The organism is Phyllobacterium sp. MT110 (genome assembly GCF_058792715.1).
Window position 1 is genome coordinate 29,327 of the sequence record NZ_JBXAFE010000008.1, and the last position, 22,215, is coordinate 51,541.

Annotated in this window: 17 protein-coding genes; 11 read left to right on the top strand and 6 right to left on the bottom strand. The window is 59.6% G+C overall.

Features of this window, described 5'->3' with window-relative positions; genetic code table 11:
* Positions 1–26 precede the first annotated feature (26 nt).
* From AC1Q5O_RS24875 to AC1Q5O_RS24895, 5 genes are all read left to right on the top strand, one after another.
* Positions 27–923, top strand: coding sequence for an ABC transporter substrate-binding protein (locus AC1Q5O_RS24875; RefSeq protein ID WP_464662668.1), 897 nt, complete (start codon positions 27–29; stop codon positions 921–923).
* Positions 920–1,891 carry an amino acid ABC transporter permease gene (locus AC1Q5O_RS24880; RefSeq protein WP_288191684.1) on the top strand — a complete coding sequence of 324 codons (972 nt, stop codon included), beginning with the start codon at positions 920–922 and terminating at the stop codon, positions 1,889–1,891. Before AC1Q5O_RS24875 ends, AC1Q5O_RS24880 begins: the two co-directional genes overlap by 4 nt.
* A gap of 14 nt (positions 1,892–1,905) precedes the next feature.
* Positions 1,906–2,685 carry an amino acid ABC transporter ATP-binding protein gene (locus AC1Q5O_RS24885; RefSeq protein WP_346305632.1) on the top strand — a complete coding sequence of 260 codons (780 nt, stop codon included), beginning with the start codon at positions 1,906–1,908 and terminating at the stop codon, positions 2,683–2,685.
* Between the two features lie 173 nt (positions 2,686–2,858).
* A complete protein-coding gene (locus AC1Q5O_RS24890; protein WP_492566715.1) occupies positions 2,859–3,905 on the top strand; it encodes a hypothetical protein in 1,047 nt (348 codons plus the stop codon).
* Between the two features lie 6 nt (positions 3,906–3,911).
* Positions 3,912–4,823 carry a class I SAM-dependent methyltransferase gene (locus AC1Q5O_RS24895; RefSeq protein ID WP_492566716.1) on the top strand — a complete coding sequence of 304 codons (912 nt, stop codon included), beginning with the start codon at positions 3,912–3,914 and terminating at the stop codon, positions 4,821–4,823.
* Here the strand turns inward: AC1Q5O_RS24895 and AC1Q5O_RS24900 are convergent, their stop codons facing one another.
* The 3 genes from AC1Q5O_RS24900 to AC1Q5O_RS24910 all read right to left on the bottom strand — a co-directional run bounded on the left by AC1Q5O_RS24900 (position 4,824) and on the right by AC1Q5O_RS24910 (position 10,203).
* Entirely contained in the window at positions 4,824–5,612 is a 789-nt protein-coding gene (locus tag AC1Q5O_RS24900) for a TIGR02186 family protein (protein WP_226904557.1), read from the bottom strand.
* The gene (locus AC1Q5O_RS24905) at positions 5,609–6,562 is read right to left on the bottom strand and encodes a sulfite exporter TauE/SafE family protein (RefSeq protein ID WP_223611906.1); all 954 of its coding nucleotides are present in this window, start codon (positions 6,560–6,562) and stop codon (positions 5,609–5,611) included. The genes AC1Q5O_RS24900 and AC1Q5O_RS24905 overlap by 4 nt, the downstream gene beginning before the upstream one ends.
* 191 nt (positions 6,563–6,753) lie before the next feature.
* The gene (locus tag AC1Q5O_RS24910) at positions 6,754–10,203 is read right to left on the bottom strand and encodes a peptidoglycan-binding protein (RefSeq protein WP_492566718.1); all 3,450 of its coding nucleotides are present in this window, start codon (positions 10,201–10,203) and stop codon (positions 6,754–6,756) included.
* 535 nt (positions 10,204–10,738) lie between these two features.
* Between AC1Q5O_RS24910 and AC1Q5O_RS24915 the strand changes: the two genes are divergently transcribed.
* The 6 genes from AC1Q5O_RS24915 (at position 10,739) to AC1Q5O_RS24940 (ending at position 19,064) form a co-directional block, all read left to right on the top strand.
* Complete coding sequence (locus tag AC1Q5O_RS24915) at positions 10,739–12,532, top strand: acyl-CoA dehydrogenase C-terminal domain-containing protein (RefSeq protein WP_492566720.1); 1,794 nt, start codon at positions 10,739–10,741, stop codon at positions 12,530–12,532.
* Positions 12,533–12,595: 63 nt separating this feature from the next.
* Entirely contained in the window at positions 12,596–13,768 is a 1,173-nt protein-coding gene (locus tag AC1Q5O_RS24920) for an acyl-CoA dehydrogenase family protein (protein WP_223611901.1), read from the top strand.
* 26 nt (positions 13,769–13,794) lie between these two features.
* On the top strand, positions 13,795–15,003 hold the full coding sequence (locus AC1Q5O_RS24925; RefSeq protein ID WP_464662682.1) for an acetyl-CoA C-acetyltransferase: 1,209 nt from the start codon (positions 13,795–13,797) through the stop codon (positions 15,001–15,003).
* A gap of 13 nt (positions 15,004–15,016) precedes the next feature.
* Entirely contained in the window at positions 15,017–17,239 is a 2,223-nt protein-coding gene (locus tag AC1Q5O_RS24930) for a 3-hydroxyacyl-CoA dehydrogenase NAD-binding domain-containing protein (protein WP_492566723.1), read from the top strand.
* 276 nt (positions 17,240–17,515) lie between these two features.
* On the top strand, positions 17,516–18,160 hold the full coding sequence (locus AC1Q5O_RS24935; RefSeq protein ID WP_492566725.1) for a S24 family peptidase: 645 nt from the start codon (positions 17,516–17,518) through the stop codon (positions 18,158–18,160).
* A gap of 16 nt (positions 18,161–18,176) precedes the next feature.
* A complete protein-coding gene (locus AC1Q5O_RS24940; protein WP_492566727.1) occupies positions 18,177–19,064 on the top strand; it encodes a thermonuclease family protein in 888 nt (295 codons plus the stop codon).
* A 14-nt stretch (positions 19,065–19,078) separates the two neighbouring features.
* Here AC1Q5O_RS24940 and AC1Q5O_RS24945 read toward each other — a convergent pair whose 3' ends face one another.
* The 3 genes from AC1Q5O_RS24945 to AC1Q5O_RS24955 form a co-directional block, all read right to left on the bottom strand.
* Positions 19,079–19,462 (bottom strand): VOC family protein, encoded by a 384-nt coding sequence (locus tag AC1Q5O_RS24945; protein WP_492566729.1) that lies wholly within the window; start codon positions 19,460–19,462, stop codon positions 19,079–19,081.
* 37 nt (positions 19,463–19,499) lie between these two features.
* Positions 19,500–21,158: a lysine--tRNA ligase gene (locus AC1Q5O_RS24950; RefSeq protein ID WP_492566731.1), complete on the bottom strand. Its 1,659-nt coding sequence runs from the start codon at positions 21,156–21,158 to the stop codon at positions 19,500–19,502.
* Between the two features lie 106 nt (positions 21,159–21,264).
* Complete coding sequence (locus tag AC1Q5O_RS24955; RefSeq protein WP_492566733.1) at positions 21,265–22,053, bottom strand: transporter substrate-binding domain-containing protein; 789 nt, start codon at positions 22,051–22,053, stop codon at positions 21,265–21,267.
* Between the last annotated feature and the right edge of the window lie 162 nt (positions 22,054–22,215).

Below are 22,215 nucleotides of genomic sequence, written 5' to 3' on the forward strand. Positions count from 1 at the left end.
CAAAAGATATAAAAAGGGGAATAATAATGAAATTCAAACACCTGACCTTTGCCGCGCTGTTTGCGGCAACGCTCGTCGCTGCACCCGCAATGGCCGCGGAGGTGGCCATCGCCAAGCAGACGGTCAACGAGGCACTACGGGCCAAGCTGCCCGAGGAAATCCGCAAGGCCGGAAGCATCACCTCGGTCAACAACGGCTCCTTCCCGCCCTATGAAATCGTCACCGGCAACACTGAAATGCAGGGCGCCAGCGCCGATCTGACCAAGGCTGTCGGCGAGTTGTGGGGTGTCGAGATCAAGCACGCAACGGTCAGCGGCCTTCCGGCGCTCTTGAGCGGCATCAATTCCGGCCGCTATCAGTTCGCCATGGGCCCCGTGGGCGATTATCCCTCGCGCCAGGGTGCCAATGATTTTGTCGATTATGTGCAGGAGTTCGTGGTGTTTGCCGTGCAGAAGGGCAATCCCAAGGGCATCACCTCACTCGACAACACTTGCGGCAGCCGCATTGCCGTCATGGCTGGCGGTTCGGCGGAAAAAGTCATCAAGGAGCAGGCGGAGAAATGCACCAAAGATGGCAAGGCGGCCATCGAGGTCCAGTCCTTCACCGACCAGCCCACTTCCATCCTGGCGGTTCGCTCAAAGCGGTCCGACGCATTCTTCTCCTCGCAGGCGCCGCTGATCTATTTCGTCGAGCAGGCCAATGGCCAGCTTGAACTGACGGGCACCGGCCTGAAAAACGGATTCGACGATATTTTCCAGGGCGCCGTGGTCGCCAAAGGTTCGCCGCTTGGCGGCGTCCTTCTGGAAAGCATCAAGACCCTCATGGACAATGGCACCTACGCCGCCATTCTGAAGAAGTGGGGCCTTGAGAAGAACATGTTGAAGGAGCCCGGGATCAATCTCGCGGGCAAAGCCGCAAAATGACCGGAAACACGCAAACATTGGCATCGCCCGCAAAGGGCGATGCGGAGGCTGCGCTTCGCGATGTGGCGAATGCGCATAAGCCCTTTCGCACGGATCGCTGGCTCCTGTGGGGTATCACGCTTCTCATTGCCGCGAACTTCCTCTGGATCGTCGCCAACAACCAGAATTTCGGCTGGCCGATCGTGTTTCAATGGTTCACCGAAGCCACCGTGCTGCGCGGCCTCTATGTCACGCTTGGCCTAACCGTTGTTGCCATGGCCATCGGCGTGGTCATCGGGCTGGTTCTTGCCATTGCCCGCCTGTCGAACGACCGGCTGGCAAGTTCCTTGGCGGGTCTTTACATCTGGTTTTTCCGCGGGACGCCGCTGCTGGTTCAGCTGATCTTCTGGTACAACCTCTCGACGCTTTTTCCGGAAATTTCCATTGCCATTCCCTTCGGCCCGACGCTGGCGAGCTGGAATACCAATGATCTGATCACGCCGATGACGGCGGCCATTGCCGGCCTTGCGCTGAACGAGGCTGCCTATATGGCCGAAATCATTCGCGGCGGTCTTCTGTCCGTCGACAAGGGGCAGATCGAAACCACCGAAGCTTTCGGCATGACGCGCACCCGCGCGCTCAGGCGCATCATCATTCCCCAGGCCATGCGGTCCATCGTACCGCCGACCGGCAATCAGTTGATCAGCATGATCAAGGCGACGTCACTCGTCAGCGTCATCGCCATGGCCGATCTGCTCTATTCGGTGCAGGCGGTCTATAACCGGACCTTCGAGGTCATCCCGATGCTGATGGTCGCCGTCATCTGGTATCTGTTCATCACCTCGATCCTCAACGTCGGACAGGGCTTCATCGAGCGCTACTACGGTCGCGGCGAGCGGGGTTCTTCAACGGCCAGGAAGCAGGACAAGGTTGCCGCTGCCGCGTTGAGCGCCGCAGTGCCAGCCCTGGCGCAGGAGGCAAGCAAATGACCGCGCAGTTTTCCATGAATGGCACCGAACCGGGCGAAGCGCTGGTGCGGGCCCGCAATGTCCACAAGTCGTTCGGCGAAGTGGAAGTGTTGAAGGGCATCGACCTCGATGTTGCCCCTGGCGAAGTCGTGGTTGTGCTTGGTCCTTCGGGCTCGGGCAAATCCACGTTCCTGCGCTGCATCAACCATCTGGAGGCGATCGATCGCGGTTCGATTGTCGTGGCGGGGGAACAGATCGGCTATTCCCTGCGCAATGGCCGGCTCAACAAGCTGCCGGCGCGGGCCATCGCCGTGCAGCGGCGCCAGATCGGCATGGTGTTCCAGCAGTTCAACCTCTACCCGCACATGACCGCCCTGCAGAACATCATCGAAGCGCCCATCGGCGTGCACAAGCAAAGCCGCAGGGAAGCCACGGAACTTGCCATGGAACTGCTGGCCCGCGTCGGGCTGACCCACAAGGCCGATGCCTACCCCCGGCAATTGTCCGGGGGCCAGCAGCAGCGCATCGCCATCGCACGCGCCCTCGCGATCCGGCCCAAACTGATGCTGTTCGACGAGCCGACCTCGGCGCTCGATCCGGAACTGGTCGGTGAAGTGCTGGCGACCATGCGCGATCTGGCTGACCAGGGGCTGACCATGATTGTGGTCACGCATGAAATCGGTTTTGCCCGGGAAGCCGCTGACCGGGTGGTCTTCATGGATGGCGGCTACATCGTCGAACAGGGCAAACCCGAAGACGTTCTCGGCAACCCGCAGCATCCCCGCACGCGGGCGTTTCTCAGCCGTTTCATCTGAATATCGATCCCCCGGCCGTCCGCTCGCGTTCGATGCCGGGGATATTCGCTTTGTATAGAGCGCCAATTCGGGCGAAAACCGCCATCATTGCGCCGCGGTAGTCTTGAATAAGCAGTCAAATCGTCTATGCCTAGCCGGGTCATACGAGCTGCTTTGAAGGGGAAATCGTCGAGTTGGAAGCGATTGAACAAGCCATCCGAAATGCTTTCGCCAAAGCGGATGTGAGCAACCCTGCCGTTCGTCAGAAAATTTACGAATCAGCCTGGACCGCGCATGAGCGTTCGCTGATCGCGAATGGCGCGCTGGATGAGGCCGAGCGTGAAGAGCGCCGGGAGCATCTGAAGGCCACGATCACACGCATAGAGGGTGAATCGCGCGACTCTTCGCGTGTTGCGCCGGAACCCGTCGCGGAACGGCGCGAGCCTTCCATGTCGGTGGGCCCTGCGCAATCCAGGCAGACAACATCCGGCCGCGTCGAACCCTCCATGGGCGGATCGCTGGATTCCGACCTCGGCCCGACGGACAACAGCCGCGCCGACAATTACCGGCCCGCCTACAACCAGCCGCGTGTCAAGAAGACCCGCGAACGCCAGAAGGCGCGTGGCCTGAAGAAATTCGTCATCATGGTGGCGATCCTGCTGGTAGCCATCGGCCTTCTCTGGCTTGTTGCATCGGGCCTGATCAATTCGAAGCCATCGGGCAGCACACCGCCTTCATCGAGTGCTGGTCCTGCCGTTGGCAGCCACGAGCCGATGAAGGGCGGACAGCTTGCCGCGGATGGCAACTGGATCTCGATTTTCGACCCGTCCGACATGACCCGCGTTTCGATGGCGGGCCGGGCGACCGCCAGCGTTGCCGGCGACAATCTGCAGAAATTCGTGCGCATCAAGTCGCCGGGCGAGAACGACGATATCAGCTTCCAGGTCGGGCAGGGCGTTCTGCAGCAACTGGCGGGCAAGCATGCCATCTTCGATATCATTGCCAAGGCCGAGGACGGTTCCGCGACGCAGATGGCGGTCAGCTGTGATTTCGGTGCCCTCGGCGATTGCGGACGCAAGCGTTACGACGTGACCGATGCGAGCAACGAGTATCTGTTCGAACTGCAATTCCCGGAAGGCAAGAAGCCGGGTGCGGGCGGTATCATCAAGATCAACTCGGACATTGCCCGCACGGGGAAAGCGATCGATATCTTTTCCATCCGCGTGCTGGTTGCGAACTGAACCAGCATGGCGCGGGCGTTCCTGTCCTCGGGTGATCTGATTGCGGACCGCCGCGCTTCCTATGCCGACATGCTGTTCGAGTCCGGTGATCACGTAGCCGCCGCCGATCTGATGCGGCAGGCGCTGGACATCACGCCGGAATGGACCGCCGGACTCTATCGCCTGGGCGAAATGGAGGAAGCCGCGGGTGACGAGGACGCCGCAGCCGAAACCTGGCGGCGCCTGCTGGAACTTGATCCCGACGACCGCTTTGGTGCGACGCTGAAACTGGCGGCCTCCGGCTATGCGGTGGTGCCGGACAATCCGCCGACGGCCTATGTCGAGACGCTGTTCGATGCCTATGCCCCGACCTTCGAGGCGGCGCTTCTGGACAAGCTGCACTATCGCGTGCCGGAACTGCTGGCCAAGGCCATCAAGGCGGCGGCGCCGGCAAGACACTATCAGTCCATGCTCGATGTTGGCTGCGGCACCGGGCTGATGGGCGACTATTTCCGGGCGGATGTGGAACATATGGCAGGCATGGACCTCTCCGAAGCCATGCTGCAGAAGGCCGAGGAAAAGCACGTCTATGACCGCCTCTTCAAAGGCGATGTCAACGAACTCGATTATCCCGAAGGTTCGGCCGATCTCATTATCGCGGCGGATGTGTTTGTCTATGTCGGCGATCTCGACAGAGCCTTCGCCCGTCTTGTCCATGCGCTCGGCCCCAACGGGCTGTTTGCCTTCTCGGTGGAAACCCATGCCGACGATGGCGAACTGATCCTGCAATCCTCGCTGCGCTACACCCATTCGGAAGACTATGTCCGCCGCCTTCTGGCCGAACATGGCCTTGCTCCGGCAACGATCGGGCGCGAGGCGATCCGCTTTGACCGCGGTGAGCCCCTGCAGGGCCTGATCGTCGTTGCCGGGCGCGCCTGATCAGTCTTTCCGGAACATCAGGCGGCCCATCCAGCCGGTAATCACGGCCAGGAACACGGCAAACAGACCATAGAGCAGGCTGTTCTCGTGCGCGGCCTTATAGATGCGGTATTCCAGCCCCGCTTTCACGATATTGAGGCTGGTCGAGCTTTCACGCAGGAATTCGCCATTGCGGAACAGAAAGGCCCGCGCCTGATGCTTGCCGACCGGCACATTGGCAGGCAGGGACAGTGTTGCGCGGAACAGGGTCGATGACAGGAACTGCACGTCACCGGGACGCTGGCTGTACAGGTTCTGCTTGAGCTTCAGCCTTGGCAGCTCCTTGGTGAATTCCCGCAGCGATGCGCTGGAGCCGAAACCGTCGGGCATGGGCTCGTAAAAGATATTGTTCACGCCGAGTGACAATTGGGCAAATGTCTTGGGAACGGCGATGTCCTGAAGGTTCCGCGTCGAGGCCAGGGAATAGGATGCCGGAATATGCTGGAACGACACCGATTCCGCATTGATCCAGACACCGAAAAACCGGTCCTTGCGGCGCACGACGAAATCGCGTTCGGGTCCCTGCAGGATCACGACGATATCATAACGGCCCTGCCGCTGGATCAGCGGATCGGCATTGTCGAGCGCGCCGAAGACGGTTAGGTCCGTGCCGCGAAAGCCCGAGGTGATGGCAATGGTATCGGTCGACAGGCCAATCTCGATCGTTTCCTTGTTCCCCGGCAACTGCTGTGCCATGGCCGCGGACAGCGACGCCAGGATGAGGAGAAGGGCAGTTGCCAGAATTCTCATGACGCCCCCGGCGCGGCAAGCGCGATGGCGATCGAATAGAGATCGTCGGGGGTGACAAAAAGTTCGATGGCAAGGCGCAGGCCCACGGCCAGAACCAGCGTGGCCAGCAATGCACGCAATTGTTCGCCGCGCAGTTTTTGCCCGATGCGGGTGCCGTACTGCGCGCCGATGACGCCGCCGCTCATCAGCAGAAAGGCCAGCACGATATCGACCGACTGGTTGGTCGTTGCCTGCATGACGGTGGTGAAAGCCGTCACGAAAACGATCTGGTAGAGCGAAGTGCCGATAACCACATTGGTCGGCACTTTGAGAAGGTAGATCATGGCGGGGACCATGATGAAGCCGCCGCCGACGCCCATGATCGACGAGAGGAAGCCGATGGCCGCGCCCAGCGCCAGGATCGGGATGATGCTCACATAGATCTTCGAGGCGCGAAACCGCATCTTGAAGGGCAACCGGTGCACCCAATTGTGCTGTCCCGGTTTCTTGAGACTGGCAAGCTGGCCGGCCCTTGTCCGGCGCATGGACCTGACGCTTTCCAGCAGCATCAGCCCGCCGATCGTGCTCAGGAAGATCACGTAGAGCAGCGACACGATCAGGTCGAGCTGGCCGAGTTCGCGCAGCAGGACAAAGACGTAAATGCCGACGCCTGCGCCCACCACGCCGCCGATGACAAGCAGCGTTCCCAGCTTGACGTCGAGCGTGCCGCGCTTGAAATGCGACAGCGCACCGGTGAAGGACGAGGCAATAACCTGGTTTGCGCCGGTGGCAACGGCAACGGCGGGCGGGATGTTGTAGAAGATCAGCAGCGGCGTGATGAGAAATCCGCCGCCGACGCCGAACATGCCCGACAGGAATCCAACCGCTGCCCCCATGCCGAACAGCACGAAGATATTGACCGAAATCTCGGCTATTGGCAGGTAGATTCCCAATTCAGACCCCGAACCCATCACGGCGTTATGGCGATTGTTCGCACACCATAATGACAGAAATTCTTTAATGCATTCTGCGCGCAGGCTGACACAGAATGCGTTAAAGTTTCTTGCCCTCAGCCGCGCGCCAAGTCAAACAATGACTGCTGGGGCGTCAACGTGTTGCCCCAAACACGAACCCGTGTGTCGCAACAGTCGCCTTGGCCGGTTCAGGTGTTCTTTTCGAGCAGCCGCTTGACCAGGTCCTTGTCGATATTGCCCGTTGGCTTCAAGCCGTTGCTCTTCTGGAACGCCATGATGGCATCGCGGGTTTTCGTGCCCATCTTGCCGTCCGAGCCGCCGGCGTCATAGCCATTCTTGTTGAGGATTAGCTGAATATTGCGGACGGCTTTTTCCATGTTGATCGAACCGGTGGTGGCCGGGCTCTCGCGCCATTCCTCCGGCACGCTCAAGGCATTGCTTTCCGGGTTCATCTGTTTTGGCTTCCACAGCGCGGTGGCTTCGCGGGCCCGGGTCAGCTGATCGGAGGTCATGGCCTTTGCCACTTCGTCGCGCTTCTGGCCTGCGTCCTTGTCACCGGCATTGGCGGCAAGCGCAAACCATTTGTAGCTTTCTTCCAGATCCTGCCGCATCCCCATGCCCTTGGCCGACAGGATGGCGAGGTTGAACTGGCTGTCCTTCACGCCGAGTTCGGCTGCCTTGGTAAACCACATGACCGCGGATTCATTGTCCGGCGCGCCATTCGCTCCGGCTGCGAACAGCACGGCCAGATTGTGCATCGCGCTGGCATTGCCCTGTTCGGCGGCCAGTTGGTAATAGGTCTTTGCCTTGGCAAGGTCGCGCGGAACGCCGAGACCCTTTTCGGCAAAATTCCCCAGGCGGTATTGAGCCGGCGCAAAGCCCTTGTCGGCGGCAAGCGTGTACCATTCGGCGGCCTTGGTGTAATCGCTCTGGACGCCCCGGCCTTCCATGTAGCGGTCGCCGATTTCAAACAGAGCCTTGGTATTGCCGCTGGCCGCCGCTTCGCGCAGCGGTTCCGGGCCTGCTTCGACCGGGATGGCAGGAATCTGGCTCACGCTCGTATCGACCTTCGCCGATGCCGGGACATCCGTACCGGAAGACTGGGCGGCAATCAGGCTGCCCACGGTTTCCTGCGTTGGTGCCGGTGCAGCGGTCTGTTCCTCGTTCGGGGTGCTTCCGGCGGCAGTTTGCGGTGCGGGGGCAGGAGCGGACGGTGCCGGTGCTGCAGGAGCTGCCGATGCGGCAAGCTGCGCCTTGGGTTCGACTGTCGGTACCATCGGCGCAGCGACGGAACCGGTATCGCCGTTCACTGCTGCGGGGCCGCTGAAGAAGGCGTTTTTGAGTTGCAGGCCCGCGATCGCAATCATGATGGCGCCGATGGCAAGGAGAATGGGCTTGCGCTGGCGGGCCAGCAGGCTGCCCTTCTTGCCCTCCGCGCTGTCCCTGCGGCTGGAACCGCGTGTCTGGCTTTCGACTTCCGCTGCCGCTGCCTGCGCGGCGCGGCGGGCTGCGGCAATGAAATCCGCCTTGCCAATGCCCGTATCGCCGCCAAGGTTCATCTCGCGGCGTTCGTCACGCACGCGCTTGAGGATGGAGTTGAGATCCGGCATGCCCGAGCCGGGTTCAAGCGGCCGGTTGAGAATTTCGGCGTCAAGATCGGCCTTGTCGTCGATCTTTTCATCGCTGCCGATTGTCTCGATGGTTGGTTCCCGATGCGCCTGTTCCTGTTTGCTGCGGGATTTCATGCCGCGGGTCAGGCTGCCCAGCAGGGATTTGCGCGCCGGAGTCGTCTGTTCCAGCTGGTCAGCGTCGTCTGCGGCCATTGTCACTTGCGCCGGAACATCATCCAGCTTGGAAAAGACCGGGGCTTCAAAAGCGGCCTCGGCGTCGCGGTATGGTGCCTCATAGGCATCAACCACGGTCTTGGTTTTGGCGGCCGCCGTGACATGCGATCCGGCGACAGCGCCATTCTCCAGGGAGCCAAGGCGGTCAACGATCTTCAAAAGCGTGTCATGAATGGCCTCGAAAGTCTTGGAATTGCGGTCTTCCGACTTGCGGGCAAGGCTTTCCAGTGTTTTCAGATCGTCGGCGAGCTCGCGGGCGATGACACCGTCATGGGCATTGCCGAAATTGGCCGAATTGCGGATGGCTTCCGATGCCGCCTGGCGCGCGGCTTCCACGACGAAGTCGCGGTTCATGGCCATCGATTCCTCGATGGCGTCGAGGCGCGGCGGAATGGCCGAAAATTCCGAATAGCGATCGTTGGAATGCGAGAGATGCTCGGCAAGACCGGCAATCTGCAACTCGAGATTGCGGATGGCATCGTTCGAACCATCGGCCTGCGGCACGTTCTGGGCGATATAGCGTGCCATATCGTCAAAGCGGGCTTCGAGATTGTCGGTCAGGCGGATGTCGCTGTGCTCGGCCATCATGTGATGGTCATCGAGGCGGCGGGTCAGCTCTTCGAAGCGCTGGTCGATCTGGTGCATGAATGCCGGATCGGCGGCCGGTGCCTGCTGGGGCGCTGTTTCCAGACGATGGATGATGTGCAGGACCCGGTCTTCCAGATCGCGGAAATCGGAAATGCTGATGGAGGCCGGTGTATTCTCCAGATGACGGGTGACGGACGACAGCTGTTCGGACAGCGCGTCAAGATTGATGGCCGGTGTTGCGCGCATCGCTGCCAGATGATCAACGCGCTCGGCCAGTTCGCCCATGCGCTGCAGGATCGTGTCCGAGGTGCGGTCGTAGGCAACCGCTTCGACCTTGCTGCTCAGGGTTGCGATGCGTGCTTCAAGGCGCTCGAACGCGTCGGTGTCGATGTGATTTGCCTGGGCAGGGCGGGCTGTTGCCACGATGGCGCGGCTGATTTCATCGAGCCGCTCGTCCATCTGGCGCATGAAGTCGCCATTCACGCCTGATGTTCCCGTGCGCGACATCTGCTCCACGGCGCTTGCCAGTGTCTTGAGCTTGTCTTCGACCTTCTTCAGCGGAATTGATTGCGGCAATACATCCACCGCCTGGCGGATCTGGTCGAGCCGGCCGCCCAGCGGATGATCCTGACGGAAGGCGTCGAAGCGTTCGTCCATCGCATCCCAGCGATTGTTCAGGCTTTTGACCGATTCTTCGCGGGCGAGTGTCGTAACGGTGCGTTTCAATTCATCAAGATCGCCGCGCAGCATCGACAGATGACCATTGTCCGCGCGCCCGGACCTGTCGTCCAGATTGCGGCTTGCAGTTGACTGGTGCAGGCGCTGCAAGGTTTCCGTGTGCGGTTCGGCATGATGCCGGGCCGGTGCACGGGCATCGTCGCGCATTTCTTCGCGCAACTGCTTGATGCGGGCAGCAATGGCCGAAAGATCGTGCTTGCCGTTATGGGGCTTGCTGGCAAAGGACGGCAGGTCGTCGGATGGCTTGTGTCTCGGCGCTGATGCCGCGCCCGCGCGGGAAGCCAGTGCGGCGAAGCGGTCGGCAATATCCGTCTGGTCCTGGTCGAAATCCGGATAATCCGGCTCCATCGTCTCGCGCAGCTGGCTTTCCAGCGCTTCGAGCGTACGGTTGATACTGTCGAGCGATGTGGTCTCGCGGCGTGACCGGTTCACATTGACCTGTTCCAGTAGTGACCTTTGGTTCGTCATGGACGCCTGCTTTGCCGTGTTTACGCCAGTGATCCGGCGGGTTAATTCTGTTCCGCGGGGCAGGGCCGGAAGCGCTGGCGATGTTCGCCTGCCATTCTGGCTTTGTCTGGTCTCGGTCTTCCGAACTTCAAGAATGCGTTCTGCACATTGCCAATCCGGAAAGCCGGGACCGTTTGCCCCATGCGGTCCGACAAGCCGTGAAAAACAAATCACTCATAGACACGGTTTACCGACACCGTGACATTGGCGAAACGTGGTAAACAACTGGTTAAGAGATGGGCCAGAAGCGTTAAAAATGTGATACGCTGGCATTGTAATTCATAGACGCGGCACCAGCCGAAATCGCTAGAATCCATCTCTCATCGCCATCGTCTCGTTGAACAGGGCATCCCATTCAGAAAGATTGATCCACAGGAGCAAAATTTCACAAAATTTTGACGTTTACGGAAACGTCAAAATTTGTTAAAGAGATGGAAAATCCGACGGCACCGAAGTCTCCGGGCCGTTTTGCTCGTTTATGTTTTGGAGGAAACTGATGCCGAGTTATCGCGCGCCCGTTGAAGACACGCTTTTCATTCTCAATGATGTCCTGGGCTATGAACGCTACAACAACCTGCCAGGTTTCGCCGATGCATCGCCCGATATCGTTGCGGCAATCCTGAGCGAAGGCGCCAAGCTGGCCGAAAATACGCTGTTTCCGATCAACCAGTCTGGAGATCACGAAGGCTGCGTGCGTCATGCGGACGGCACGGTCACCACACCCAAAGGCTTCAAGGCTGCCTTTGACCAGTACCGCGAAGGCGGCTGGATGAGCCTGGCCATACCGGCGGAATTCGGCGGTCAGGGTCTTCCCTATGCGCTGCATGTTGCGGTGGGCGAATACATGTCCTCGGCCAATATGGCGCTGGTGATGTATCCTGGCCTGACGCAGGGCGCGATTGCCGCGATCCTGACGCATGGCACCGACGATCAGAAGCAGACCTATCTGCCGAAAATGGTCGATGGCACCTGGACTGGCACCATGAACCTCACCGAACCGCATTGCGGCACCGATCTCGGCCTGCTGCGCACCAAGGCCGTGCCCAATGGCGATGGCTCCTACAAGATTTCCGGCCAGAAGATTTTCATCTCCGCCGGTGAGCATGACATGTCGGAAAACATCATCCATCTGGTGCTTGCCCGTATCGAGGGTGCGCCGGAAGGCGTGAAAGGTATTTCCCTGTTCATCGTGCCGAAGTTCAATCTCGACGACAGCGGCAATGCCGGTACCCGCAATGGCGTGTCCTGCGGCTCGATTGAAGAGAAGATGGGCATCCACGCCAATTCGACCTGCGTGATGAACTATGACGAAGCCACGGGCTATCTGATTGGCGGCGAGAACAAGGGTCTGCGCGCCATGTTCACGATGATGAACGAGGCGCGTCTCGGCGTTGCCCTGCAGGGCCTGTCCATCGGGGAAATCGCCTACCAGAACGCGGTGGACTATGCGCGCGAGCGTCTCCAGGGCCGTTCGTTGACCGGGCCGAAGGCGCCGGACAAGAAAGCCGATCCGCTGATCGTGCATCCGGATATCCGCCGCATTCTGATGACGATCAAGTCGTTCAATGAAGCGGGCCGCGCCTTCATCCTGTGGTCCGCGCTCAAGTCCGATGTCGCGCACCGTTCCGACGACGAGGGTGACAAGCAGATTGCCGATGATATTCTCGGCCTGATGACCCCGGTTCTGAAGGGCGTCCTGACGGACAAGGGCTTTGAACATGCGGTCATGGCGCAGCAGGTCTATGGCGGTCACGGCTACATCGAAGAACACGGCATGAGCCAGTATGTGCGCGATGCGCGCATTGCCATGATCTATGAAGGTGCCAATGGCGTTCAGGCGCTCGATCTCGTCGGCCGCAAGCTCGGCGCCAATGGCGGCCGCGCCGTCATGGCGTTCTTCAAGGAGGTCGGTGATTTCTGCGAGGAGAACCGCGGCGATGAAAACCTCGCCTTCTTCACCAAGCATCTGAAGAAAGGCCTCAATGACCTGCAGGCCGCCTCGATGTGGCTGATGCAGAATGGTATGGCGAACCCAGACAATGCCGGGGCAGCATCGACCGATTACATGCATCTCTTCGGTCTGGTATCGCTTGGCTACATGTGGGCGCAGATTGCCAAGGCATCCCATGCGAAGCTGGCGGAAGGTGCCGAGAAGAAGGATTTCTACGAGACCAAGCTCGTCACCGGGAAGTTCTTCATGGAACGCGTCATGCCGGAAACATCGGCGCATCTCGCCCGCATCCAGACCGGTGCGGACACGATGATGGCGCTGACGGCGGAGGCATTCTGATTGATGCAAAAGGGAGCGGAGGCTCCCATATGCAGCGAAAGGTGATTTCTAGGGAGGTTAGAGATGTCTATTCGGCCGGAAGATGTGTTGGGCGTACCAAAACCCGACTGGAAGACTGACGATGTGGTGATGCTGCAGGATATGGCTTCGAAGTTTCTCGAAGCCGAGGTTCTGCCGCATTACGACCGTTTCGAGAAGCAGGAAATTTTCGACCGTTCCATCTGGGAGCTTGCCGGCGAGAACGGGCTTCTGTGCGCCTCCATGCCGGAAGAATATGGCGGCGCCGGCGGTACCTATGCCCATGAAAGCGCCATCCTGGAAGCCATCAGCCATGTTGGTGTCGATGGCTTCGGCATAGCCCTGCACAATTCAATCGTTGCTCCCTATATTCTGCATTATGGTTCGGAAGAGCAGAAGAAGAAGTGGCTGCCGAAGATGGCGACCGGCGAACTGATCGGCGCCATCGCCATGACGGAGCCGGGTGCCGGTTCCGACCTTCAGGGCGTGAAGACAAGCGCCAAGAAGGACGGCAATCAATACGTCATCAACGGATCGAAGACCTTCATCACCAATGGCCAGCTCGCCAATCTGGTTGTCGTCGTGACCAAGACCGACCCGTCGCAGGGCGCCAAGGGCACATCGCTCATTGTGGTCGAGACGGACGGACAGGAAGGGTTCGAGCGCGGCCGCAACCTCGACAAGGTCGGGCTGAAATCGAACGATACCTCGGAACTGTTCTTCAACAATGTCCGCGTGCCCACAGCGAACCTGCTTGGAACCGAAGAGGGTCAGGGCTTTGTCCAGCTGATGCAGCAACTGCCGCAGGAACGTCTGCAGATCGGCGGCACGGCGATTGCCATGGCCGAGCGCGCCATCGCGATTACCTCGGACTATGTCAAGGAACGCAAGGCCTTCGGCAAGGCGGTCATCGACTTCCAGAACACCCAGTTCAAACTGGCTGAAATGAAGACGGAAGCCACCATCGGCCGCGTCTTCTACAATCACTGCGTGGAACGCCACGTCAATGGCGGGCTCGATCCGGTCACTGCCTCGATGGCGAAATACTGGTTGAGCGACCTGCAGAACAAGATCGTTGACGAATGCCTGCAGCTGCATGGCGGCTACGGTTATATGAACGAATACCCGATCGCACGTATGTTCCGCGATGCCCGCGTCCAGCGGATCTATGGCGGAACCAATGAAATCATGAAGCTTTTGATCGCCCGCAGCCTCTGAGGTGCGGTTCGAAAAGGGAGAATGAAATGGCCGAAGCATATATTTATGACCACGTCCGCACGCCGCGCGGCAAGGGCAAGAAGGATGGCAGCCTGCATGAAGTGCCCGCCGTCCGTCTTGGCGCCAAGGTGCTGGAAGCGTTGCGCGACCGCAATGGTCTCGACACGGGACTGGTCGACGACATCATCTATGGCTGCGTTGATCCTGTCGGCGAAGCGGGCGCGGTCATTCCGCGCTCATCGGCTTTCGAAGCCGGATACGATTTCAAGGCGCCCGGCATGCAGATTTCGCGTTTCTGCGCTTCCGGTCTCGATGCGGTAAATTTTGCTGCCGCCAAGATCGTGCAGGGTGCCGATGACATCGTCATCGCCGGCGGCGTGGAATCCATGTCGCGCGTCGGCATGGGCATGTCCGGCGGTGCCTGGTACATGGACCCGTCGGTGGGTTTGCCCGGCTATTTCATGCCGCAGGGCGTATCGGCCGATCTGATCGCCACCAAGTATGGTTTTACCCGCGATGATGTCGACGCCTATGCCGTCGAAAGCCAGAAGCGTGCCGGGGAAGCCTGGAAGAAGGGCTACTTCAAGAATTCGGTTCTCAGCATCAAGGACCAGAACGGCCTGACCATCCTTGACCATGACGAACACATGCGTCCGGCAACGGACATGCAGGCGCTGGCGTCGCTCAATCCCTCTTTTGTGATGCCGGGCGAAATGGGCGGCTTCAACGCCGTTGGTATTCAGGCGCATCCAGAAGTTGAGACCATCAACCACGTACACCACGCCGGCAATTCCTCCGGCATCGTCGATGGTGCCGCCGGTGTCCTGCTCGGCTCGAAAAGTGCCGGCAAGGCATTGAGTGCCAAGCCGCGTGCCCGCATCCGCGCCTTTGCCAATATCGGTTCCGATCCGGCATTGATGCTGACCGGCCCGGTCGATGTGACGGAAAAACTGCTCAAGCGCGCCAGGATGAAGATTTCGGATATCGACCTGTTCGAACTGAATGAGGCCTTTGCGGCTGTTGTGCTGCGCTACATGCAGGCCTTCAACATTCCGCGCGACAAGATCAACGTGAATGGCGGTGCCATCGCCATGGGCCATCCGCTCGGGGCAACCGGTGCGATGATCCTCGGCACGGTGCTTGACGAGCTGGAACGCCGCGACCTGAATGTGGCCTTGGTCACACTGTGCATTGGTGCCGGCATGGGCACCGCAACGATTATCGAACGCGTCTGAGGGAGAGCAGAAGATGAGCTATACAAACTTCAAATTCGACGTCGACGCGGACGGCATTGCGCTGGTCACCTGGGATATGCCCGACAAGTCGATGAATGTCTTCACCGAAGAGGTGATGAAGGAACTCGACGCCATCGTCGACCGCGTTGCCAAGGACGAGGCGATCAAGGGTGCGGTCATCACATCCGGCAAGGATACATTCTCCGGCGGCGCGGACCTGACCATGCTCAAGCGCATGTTCCAGCTGTTCCAGGAGGAAAAGGCCAAAGACCCAAAGAAAGCGGTCGAACTCCTGTTCGAAAACACCGGCAAGATGGGCGGCCTGTTCCGCAAGCTCGAAACATCGGGCAAGCCATGGGTTTCGGCCATCAACGGCACCTGCATGGGCGGCGCATTCGAAATGTCGCTGGCCTGCCATGGCCGCGTTGTTTCCGATGATCCGTCGGTGAAGATGGCCCTGCCTGAGGTGAAGGTCGGCATTTTCCCGGGTGCCGGCGGCACGCAGCGCGTTCCGCGCCTGACCAACCAGCAGGATGCCCTGCAGATGATGACGACGGGCTCCAGCCTGACTGCCGCGCGTGCAAAGGCCATGGGCCTCGTGCATGAAATCGCGCCGGCGAAGAAGCTCGTCGAAACCGCCAAGAAGATGATCAAGGCCGGTTTGAAGCCGGTCCAGCCATGGGATGAAAAGGGTTTCAAGCTTCCCGGCGGCGCGATCTATTCGGCAGCCGGCGCCAATCTCTGGCCGGCCGCCACGGCCATCCTGCGCCGCGAAACCTATGGCAATTATCCCGGTGCCGCAGCGATCCTGAAATCCGTCTATGAAGGCCTCCTCGTGCCCTTCGATACCGGTCTGAAGATCGAGCAGCGCTACTTCACCAATATCCTGCAGAGCACGGAAGCGGGCATGATGATCCGCTCGCTGTTCGTTTCCCTGCAGGAACTGAACAAGGGTGCGCGCCGCCCGGCCGACGTCAAGCCGACCAAATTCAAGAAGGTCGGTGTCATCGGTGCCGGTTTCATGGGAGCGGGCATTGCCTTTGTCACAGCCAAGGCCGGGATTCCCGTTGTCCTGATCGATCAGACGCAGGAAGCCGCCGATAAGGGCAAGGCGCATACGGCTGAGCTGATTACCAAGGATATCCAGCGTGGCAAGGCAACCGCGGAAGACAAGGAAAAGCTCCTTGGCCTGATCACCGCCACCACGCAATATGCCGAGCTTGACGGTGCCGACCTTGTGATCGAAGCCGTGTTCGAGGACCGCGATGTCAAGCGCAAGGCAACGGAGCAGGCGGAAGCCGTGCTGAAGCCTGCGGCCGTGTTTGCTTCCAATACCTCGACCTTGCCGATCACCGGCCTTGCCAAGGTATCGGTGCGTCCGAAGAATTTCATCGGCATCCATTTCTTCTCGCCCGTCGACAAGATGATGCTGGTCGAGGTTATCCTCGGCAAGAAGACCTCGGAAAAGGCATTGGCCGTCGCGCTGGACTACGTGCGTGCGATCAAGAAAACCCCGATTGTCGTCAACGACACCCGCGGCTTCTATGTCAATCGCTGCGTCCTGCGCTACATGTCGGAAGCCTACAACATGCTCGTTGAAGGCGTTCCGCCTGCAATGATCGAGAATGTCGCCCGCATGGCAGGCATGCCGGTCGGGCCTCTCGCGCTCAATGATGAGACGGCCATCGATCTGTCGCAGAAAATCCTCAAGGCGACGCTTGCCGATCTTGGACCGAAGGCTGTCGATCCGCGGCATGTGGAACTGGTCAACACGCTTGTCGACAAGTACGACCGCCGTGGCCGCAAGAACGGCAAGGGCTTCTATGATTATCCGGCCAAGCCGGCCAAGAAGCATCTCTGGCCGGAATTGAAGACGCTCTATCCGCAGCAGGACGCCGACAAGATCGATGTGGAAGTGCTCAAGCAGCGCTTCCTCTTCACCATCGCGCTGGAAGCGGCGCGGGTCATGGAAGAGGGGATTGTCACCGATCCGCGCGAAGCGGATGTCGGCTCGATCCTGGCGTTCGGCTTTGCGCCTTATACGGGCGGAACGCTGTCCTATATCGATGGCATCGGTGCGGCGAAGTTCGTGGAAATCGCCAAGGGCCTGCAGCGCAAATACGGTGCCCAGTTCAAGGCGCCGAAGCTGTTGCTCGACATGGCCGAGAAGGGCGACACCTTCTATGAACGCTTCAATCCCTATCCGGTTGAAGCCAAGAAGAAAAAGGCGGCCTGACTGAGATATGAGGGGATCACTTGCTGATCCCCTCATTGCTGTTGTGCGTGGTTCGACAAGCTCACCATGAGGGGAGTGATTTGGCTGCAAGGCCAATCCCGAACGTTGCAGAATATAGCTCCCTGCAATCCTTGCCCTCCCTCATGGTGAGCTTGTCGAACCACGCACGAGTCCTCTCGCAATATAAGAAAGTTTTCCGCGTTTTATCTCGACTTTTCCCCAATTCCCTCCTAAAACTTTAGTGAAGGTATTTTTTCCTTTATCTGGAAGAGTCCCATGTTCTCACATGACCGTATCTGGGCGGCCATCGATGCGCTGGCGGAACGTCATTCGCTTTCCGTTTCGGGACTGGCGAAACGCGCCGGGCTTGATCCGACCACGTTCAACAAATCCAAACGTTATGCGGTCGACGGTCGTGCCCGCTGGCCGTCGACGGAGTCGCTGGCCAAGATCATGGAAGCGACAGGCGCTTCGATCGATGAATTCATGACGCTGGTTGTCGGCGGCAAGGGTACAAGGGCCGGCATGGGTGCAATGCGGTCCGTGCCGCTTCTGGGGTTTGCCCAGGCGGGCGCCGGAGGCTTCTTCGACGATGGGGGATTTCCGGTCGGCCAGGGCTGGGATGTGGTTGAGTTTCCCGTCGGTTCCGGAGATGCGGTCTATGCGCTGGAGGTTTCCGGGGATTCCATGCTGCCGCTTTATCGCGACGGCGATACGATCATTGTCGCTCCTGGCGCTCCGGTGCGCCGCGGCGACCGCGTCGTGGTCCGTACGAAGGAAGGCGAGGTCATGGCGAAGATTCTGACGCGCCAGACCCCGCGCACCATTGAACTGCAATCAATGAATCCGGAGCATGCCAACCGGACGTTTGATGCGGTTCATATCGACTGGATTGCCCGAATCCTGTGGGCCAGCCAATAACAGGGAGCCGTTTCCCATGCGCCGGATACCGCTTTACGTTCTGACCGTTCTGGTCGGACTTTGTCTGGCTTATGTCTTTGTTTCCCCGTTCTATATCGGGCTGCCAGCGGCAGGGGTAAGCGGGCAGGACGTGACGATTGTCCCCGAAAATTTTCAGGTGCCGGCTGATACAGTTGGGGCCGCGCCGGACACACCGCCGCAACAGCCGGAATCTGCATCACCCCCAACACAAACCGCCACTGCCGCACGGCAGGTCGATCCGGATGGATTTTCGATGACCGGCAAGCAATCCGGGCCCTTGCAGCGTATCGAACCACGCCAACCCTTGAGTGACATGGGTCACGCGACCCCGCCTGCACCCCCTCCGCCTCCCGTGCCTGTCGATACGACGGCACGGCCCAAACTGCTTTACCGCCCGGTAGCGACGGCCGCAGGAACCGTGGATGTCTCAGGCTACAGGATCGCCATCGAGGGGATCAATGTCGTGCCGCCGGAAGAAACATGCGCTGTCGATGGCGGGACGTCGTGGCCATGCGGCACGGCGGCGCGCACTGCCTTTCGCAACTGGCTGCGTTCGCGCGCCATAGAATGCAATGTTCCCGACCTTCCTCCGGAAGCGCTCGTTTCCACCCAGTGCAAGCTTGGTACGACCGATCTGGCCGCATGGCTAGTTGACAATGGCTGGGCGAGAGCCAGTGACGGCTCGCCCCTGGCCGATAATATGAAAAAGGCGCAGGAGGCAAAACGCGGCATTTTCGGCAGCCCGCCGCCATCGCTTCCCGCCGCCAGCGACTTGCCATCTCCCGTTGCGGCCGGCGACCTGCCGCTGCCATCGGCAGAACCACAGCCGGCACCGCTGGCTGTACCCGCTCCGGATGCGCCGTTCCCGCCAAAGCCGCAGTAGAAAGGTTGGAGGTGTCAGCCTTCGTGGCAGACGGCCTCGATATTGTGGTTGTCCGGATCACGCACGAAGGCGCCATAATAGTCCGGATGGTAATGGGGGCGCAGTCCTGGCTGGCCATTGTCGTTGCCGCCAGCTTCCAGGGCTGCCTTGTGAAAGGCATCGACGAGTGCGCGCGTGTTGACACGAAATGCAACATGCGCCGGCGGATTGTTCGCGATGCCGCTGGCGATCCAGAAATCGGGCTTGCCGCCTTCGCCAAAGCCGGCAACGTCGGCGCTCCCGGTCACGGATGCCGGGAACTCGAGGATCAATTCATAGCCAATGGCCGCGAGGGCTTTCTCGTAGAATTTCTTGCTCTCGTCGAAATTGCTGACATTCACTCCGATATGGTCAATCATTCCGTCCTCCCTCGATTTCGCTCCAGATATGGAGCGACTATGCCAGTTGGCCCATCAACGCCTTTTTAATGAGGGCCCGCGTTTCGGCGATGCCGTAAAGCGCGACGAAGGAACCGAACCGCGGCCCGCGTTCCTGTCCGATCAGCACTTCATAGAGCATCTGGAAGAACGACACCGATACGCCGGGCCCGCCTTCGGGGCTCTTCTTGGTGTGATCCTGATAGCGTTCGATGCCACGGGCAACATCCAGCATGGCGTTCTGGATGGCATTGCCATCCGCATCCGCCGGCAAGGTGGCAAGCTGCGCATCAATACCCTTCAACGCCGCAAGCTCAACGTCGTCCGCGGGGCGGAACTTCTTGGTCGGCTTGACGAAATCGTTGAAGTAACGGATCGCATAGGTGACGAGCTCGTTCAGCTTCGGATTGTTGTCCTGCGTCACGCCGGGCGCATAGCGGGAGATGAACCCCCAGAGGACATCGGCATTTTCGGCATTCGACGCGCTGACGAGGTTGAGCAGCATGGCAAAGGGCACCGGCATGTCGAGCACGGGCGGATTGCCGTAATGCTGATGCCAGACCGGATTGCCGAGGCGCTCCTTCCATTCCTGCCGCTGATAGGCGGACAGGAAGGTGAAATACTCGTCCACGGCCTTCGGGATCACGTCGAAGTACAGCTTCTTCGCCGTCTTCGGCTTCTGGAACATGTAAAGTGCCAGGCTCTCGGTCGGCGCGTAGGTCAACCAGTCATCGATGGTCAGGCCATTGCCCTTCGACTTGGAAATCTTCTGTCCCTTGTCATCGAGGAAGAGCTCGTAATTGAAGCCTTCGGGCGCCCGGCCGCCAATGGCGCGGCAGATCTTGGATGACAGGGTCACGGAGTCGATGAGATCCTTGCCGGCCATCTCGTAGTCAACGCCAAGGGCGGTCCAGCGCATGGCCCAGTCAGCCTTCCACTGGCACTTGACCTTGCCGCCGGTCACTTCCGTTTCGACATGTTCACCGGTATCGGGGTCCTCATAGGTGATGGTGCCCTTCTGCACATTGCGCGCGATCATCGGGACCTGCAGGACAACGCCGGTGCGCGGGCTGATCGGCAGGAACGGCGAATAGGTCGCCCGGCGTTCCTCGCCCAGGGTGGGCAGGATGATGTTCATGACATCATCATAGGCCGCCAGCATCTTGAGCAATGTCTCGTCGAACCGGCCCGAGGCGTAATAGTCCGTTGCCGAGGCAAATTCGTAGTCGAAACCGAAACGGTCGAGAAACGCCCGTAGCCGCGCGTTGTTGGCCGCACCAAACGATGGATACTCGTTGGAGAACGGGTCGGGAATGCGGCTGAGCGGCTTGCCCAGATGCGAAGCCATCATCTCCCGGTTCGGCACATTGTCCGGAACCTTGCGCAATCCGTCCATGTCATCCGAGAAGCAAAGGATCTTTGTTTTGACGCTGTCCTTCGTCAGGACACGAAAGGCGTGGCGGACCATCGACGTGCGCGCGACTTCGCCGAACGTGCCGATATGCGGCAGGCCGGACGGGCCGTATCCTGTCTCGAACAGGATCGAGTCGGGATAGCCGGACTTTTCATAACGTTTGATGATCTTCTGCGCCTCTTCGAAGGGCCATGCTTTGGCCTCGGCTGCCGCCGCGATCAACTCGGGGGTCAGTTCGATTTGGGTGTTTGGGCGCGAAGTCATTCTTGGTTTCCTGTTTTCCTGCCATGTGGTGAAGCGCGCGGACACTATGGCGGCAGCTTCGCCGCGTCAATTGCCACGGCGTCTCACAAGGCTTTTGCATGCGGTTTCAGTAAAAATCGACGGGGAAGTACCGTAGATAGAGTTCAGAGGTCGTGCCCTTTTCCTCCATGGATTTCAATGCAAAATTGAAGGCGTCGACGAGATCGGTGTTCTTCGCTGTTGTGGCAATCATCATGCCGTCGCCCAGAAACTGTGGTGCGATATACGGGCCGCCGGAAAATGTGCAGCAATTCTGCGCTTCCGGGCTGCCGATCCAGAACGACAGGTCGGATCCGTCTCCAAAAACCGCATCGATTTTCTTGTCACGCAAATCCTTCAGCATCAACGCGCGTGTGGGATAGCCGACCCATCTGTCCCTGGGGAAGTAATCGGCGAAAATCGCCTGATGCACCGACCCGTCCACGACGCCAACCACTTTCTTGTCGATCTTGTCCGCCAGGGGTTCCTCCAGTGTCGTTTCCTTCAGGGTGACGAAACGGGCGGGCAGCCGCATGTAGGGGGCGGTGAATGCAAACTTTTCACGCAATTGTGTCGTGGGCTTCAATCCGGCGATAATGGCCTCGGCTTCGCCGTTTTCCACGGTCTGCTGAAGTTCATTCCATGGACGCGCTTCGATCTGGCAAATCGCGGTCACATTCAGTTCGCTACAGATGGCCCGCACGAGATCGATGTTGAAACCTGATATCCGTCCGCTCGCGTCGATGAAATTGAACGGAGGATAGTCCACCGTGGTCACAAACCGGATGCGCTCGACCGTCGAAAGATTTGGCTTGGCAACATGTTCCCGGCCATCCCAATAGTGCGGGAAATCCGATGCTGCACTGATTTGAGACAATCCTGCCCCAAGGAAAACTGCCGTGCAAAAAGCGATTGTGCGGATATGCATTCGATTTGAGAAGCCCATGTGATTTGCCCGAAGAGTAGCACGGGTGATCCTGACATGACAGGTTTGATGGCCGTCCTGTGCCGCTGCACGGAGTGATGGGCTGCAATAGGT

What these genes read in the sequence shown, in the direction of transcription:
- AC1Q5O_RS24875 (WP_464662668.1), top strand. Translation starts at nt 27, where the DNA reads ATGAAATTCAAACACCTGACCTTTGCCGCGCTGTTTGCGGCAACGCTC.
- AC1Q5O_RS24880 (WP_288191684.1), top strand. Translation starts at nt 920, where the DNA reads ATGACCGGAAACACGCAAACATTGGCATCGCCCGCAAAGGGCGATGCG.
- AC1Q5O_RS24885 (WP_346305632.1), top strand. Translation starts at nt 1,906, where the DNA reads ATGAATGGCACCGAACCGGGCGAAGCGCTGGTGCGGGCCCGCAATGTC.
- AC1Q5O_RS24895 (WP_492566716.1), top strand. Translation starts at nt 3,912, where the DNA reads ATGGCGCGGGCGTTCCTGTCCTCGGGTGATCTGATTGCGGACCGCCGC.
- AC1Q5O_RS24900 (WP_226904557.1), bottom strand. Translation starts at nt 5,612, where the DNA reads ATGAGAATTCTGGCAACTGCCCTTCTCCTCATCCTGGCGTCGCTGTCC.
- AC1Q5O_RS24905 (WP_223611906.1), bottom strand. Translation starts at nt 6,562, where the DNA reads ATGGGTTCGGGGTCTGAATTGGGAATCTACCTGCCAATAGCCGAGATT.
- AC1Q5O_RS24910 (WP_492566718.1), bottom strand. Translation starts at nt 10,203, where the DNA reads ATGACGAACCAAAGGTCACTACTGGAACAGGTCAATGTGAACCGGTCA.
- AC1Q5O_RS24915 (WP_492566720.1), top strand. Translation starts at nt 10,739, where the DNA reads ATGCCGAGTTATCGCGCGCCCGTTGAAGACACGCTTTTCATTCTCAAT.
- AC1Q5O_RS24920 (WP_223611901.1), top strand. Translation starts at nt 12,596, where the DNA reads ATGTCTATTCGGCCGGAAGATGTGTTGGGCGTACCAAAACCCGACTGG.
- AC1Q5O_RS24925 (WP_464662682.1), top strand. Translation starts at nt 13,795, where the DNA reads ATGGCCGAAGCATATATTTATGACCACGTCCGCACGCCGCGCGGCAAG.
- AC1Q5O_RS24930 (WP_492566723.1), top strand. Translation starts at nt 15,017, where the DNA reads ATGAGCTATACAAACTTCAAATTCGACGTCGACGCGGACGGCATTGCG.
- AC1Q5O_RS24935 (WP_492566725.1), top strand. Translation starts at nt 17,516, where the DNA reads ATGTTCTCACATGACCGTATCTGGGCGGCCATCGATGCGCTGGCGGAA.
- AC1Q5O_RS24940 (WP_492566727.1), top strand. Translation starts at nt 18,177, where the DNA reads ATGCGCCGGATACCGCTTTACGTTCTGACCGTTCTGGTCGGACTTTGT.
- AC1Q5O_RS24945 (WP_492566729.1), bottom strand. Translation starts at nt 19,462, where the DNA reads ATGATTGACCATATCGGAGTGAATGTCAGCAATTTCGACGAGAGCAAG.
- AC1Q5O_RS24950 (WP_492566731.1), bottom strand. Translation starts at nt 21,158, where the DNA reads ATGACTTCGCGCCCAAACACCCAAATCGAACTGACCCCCGAGTTGATC.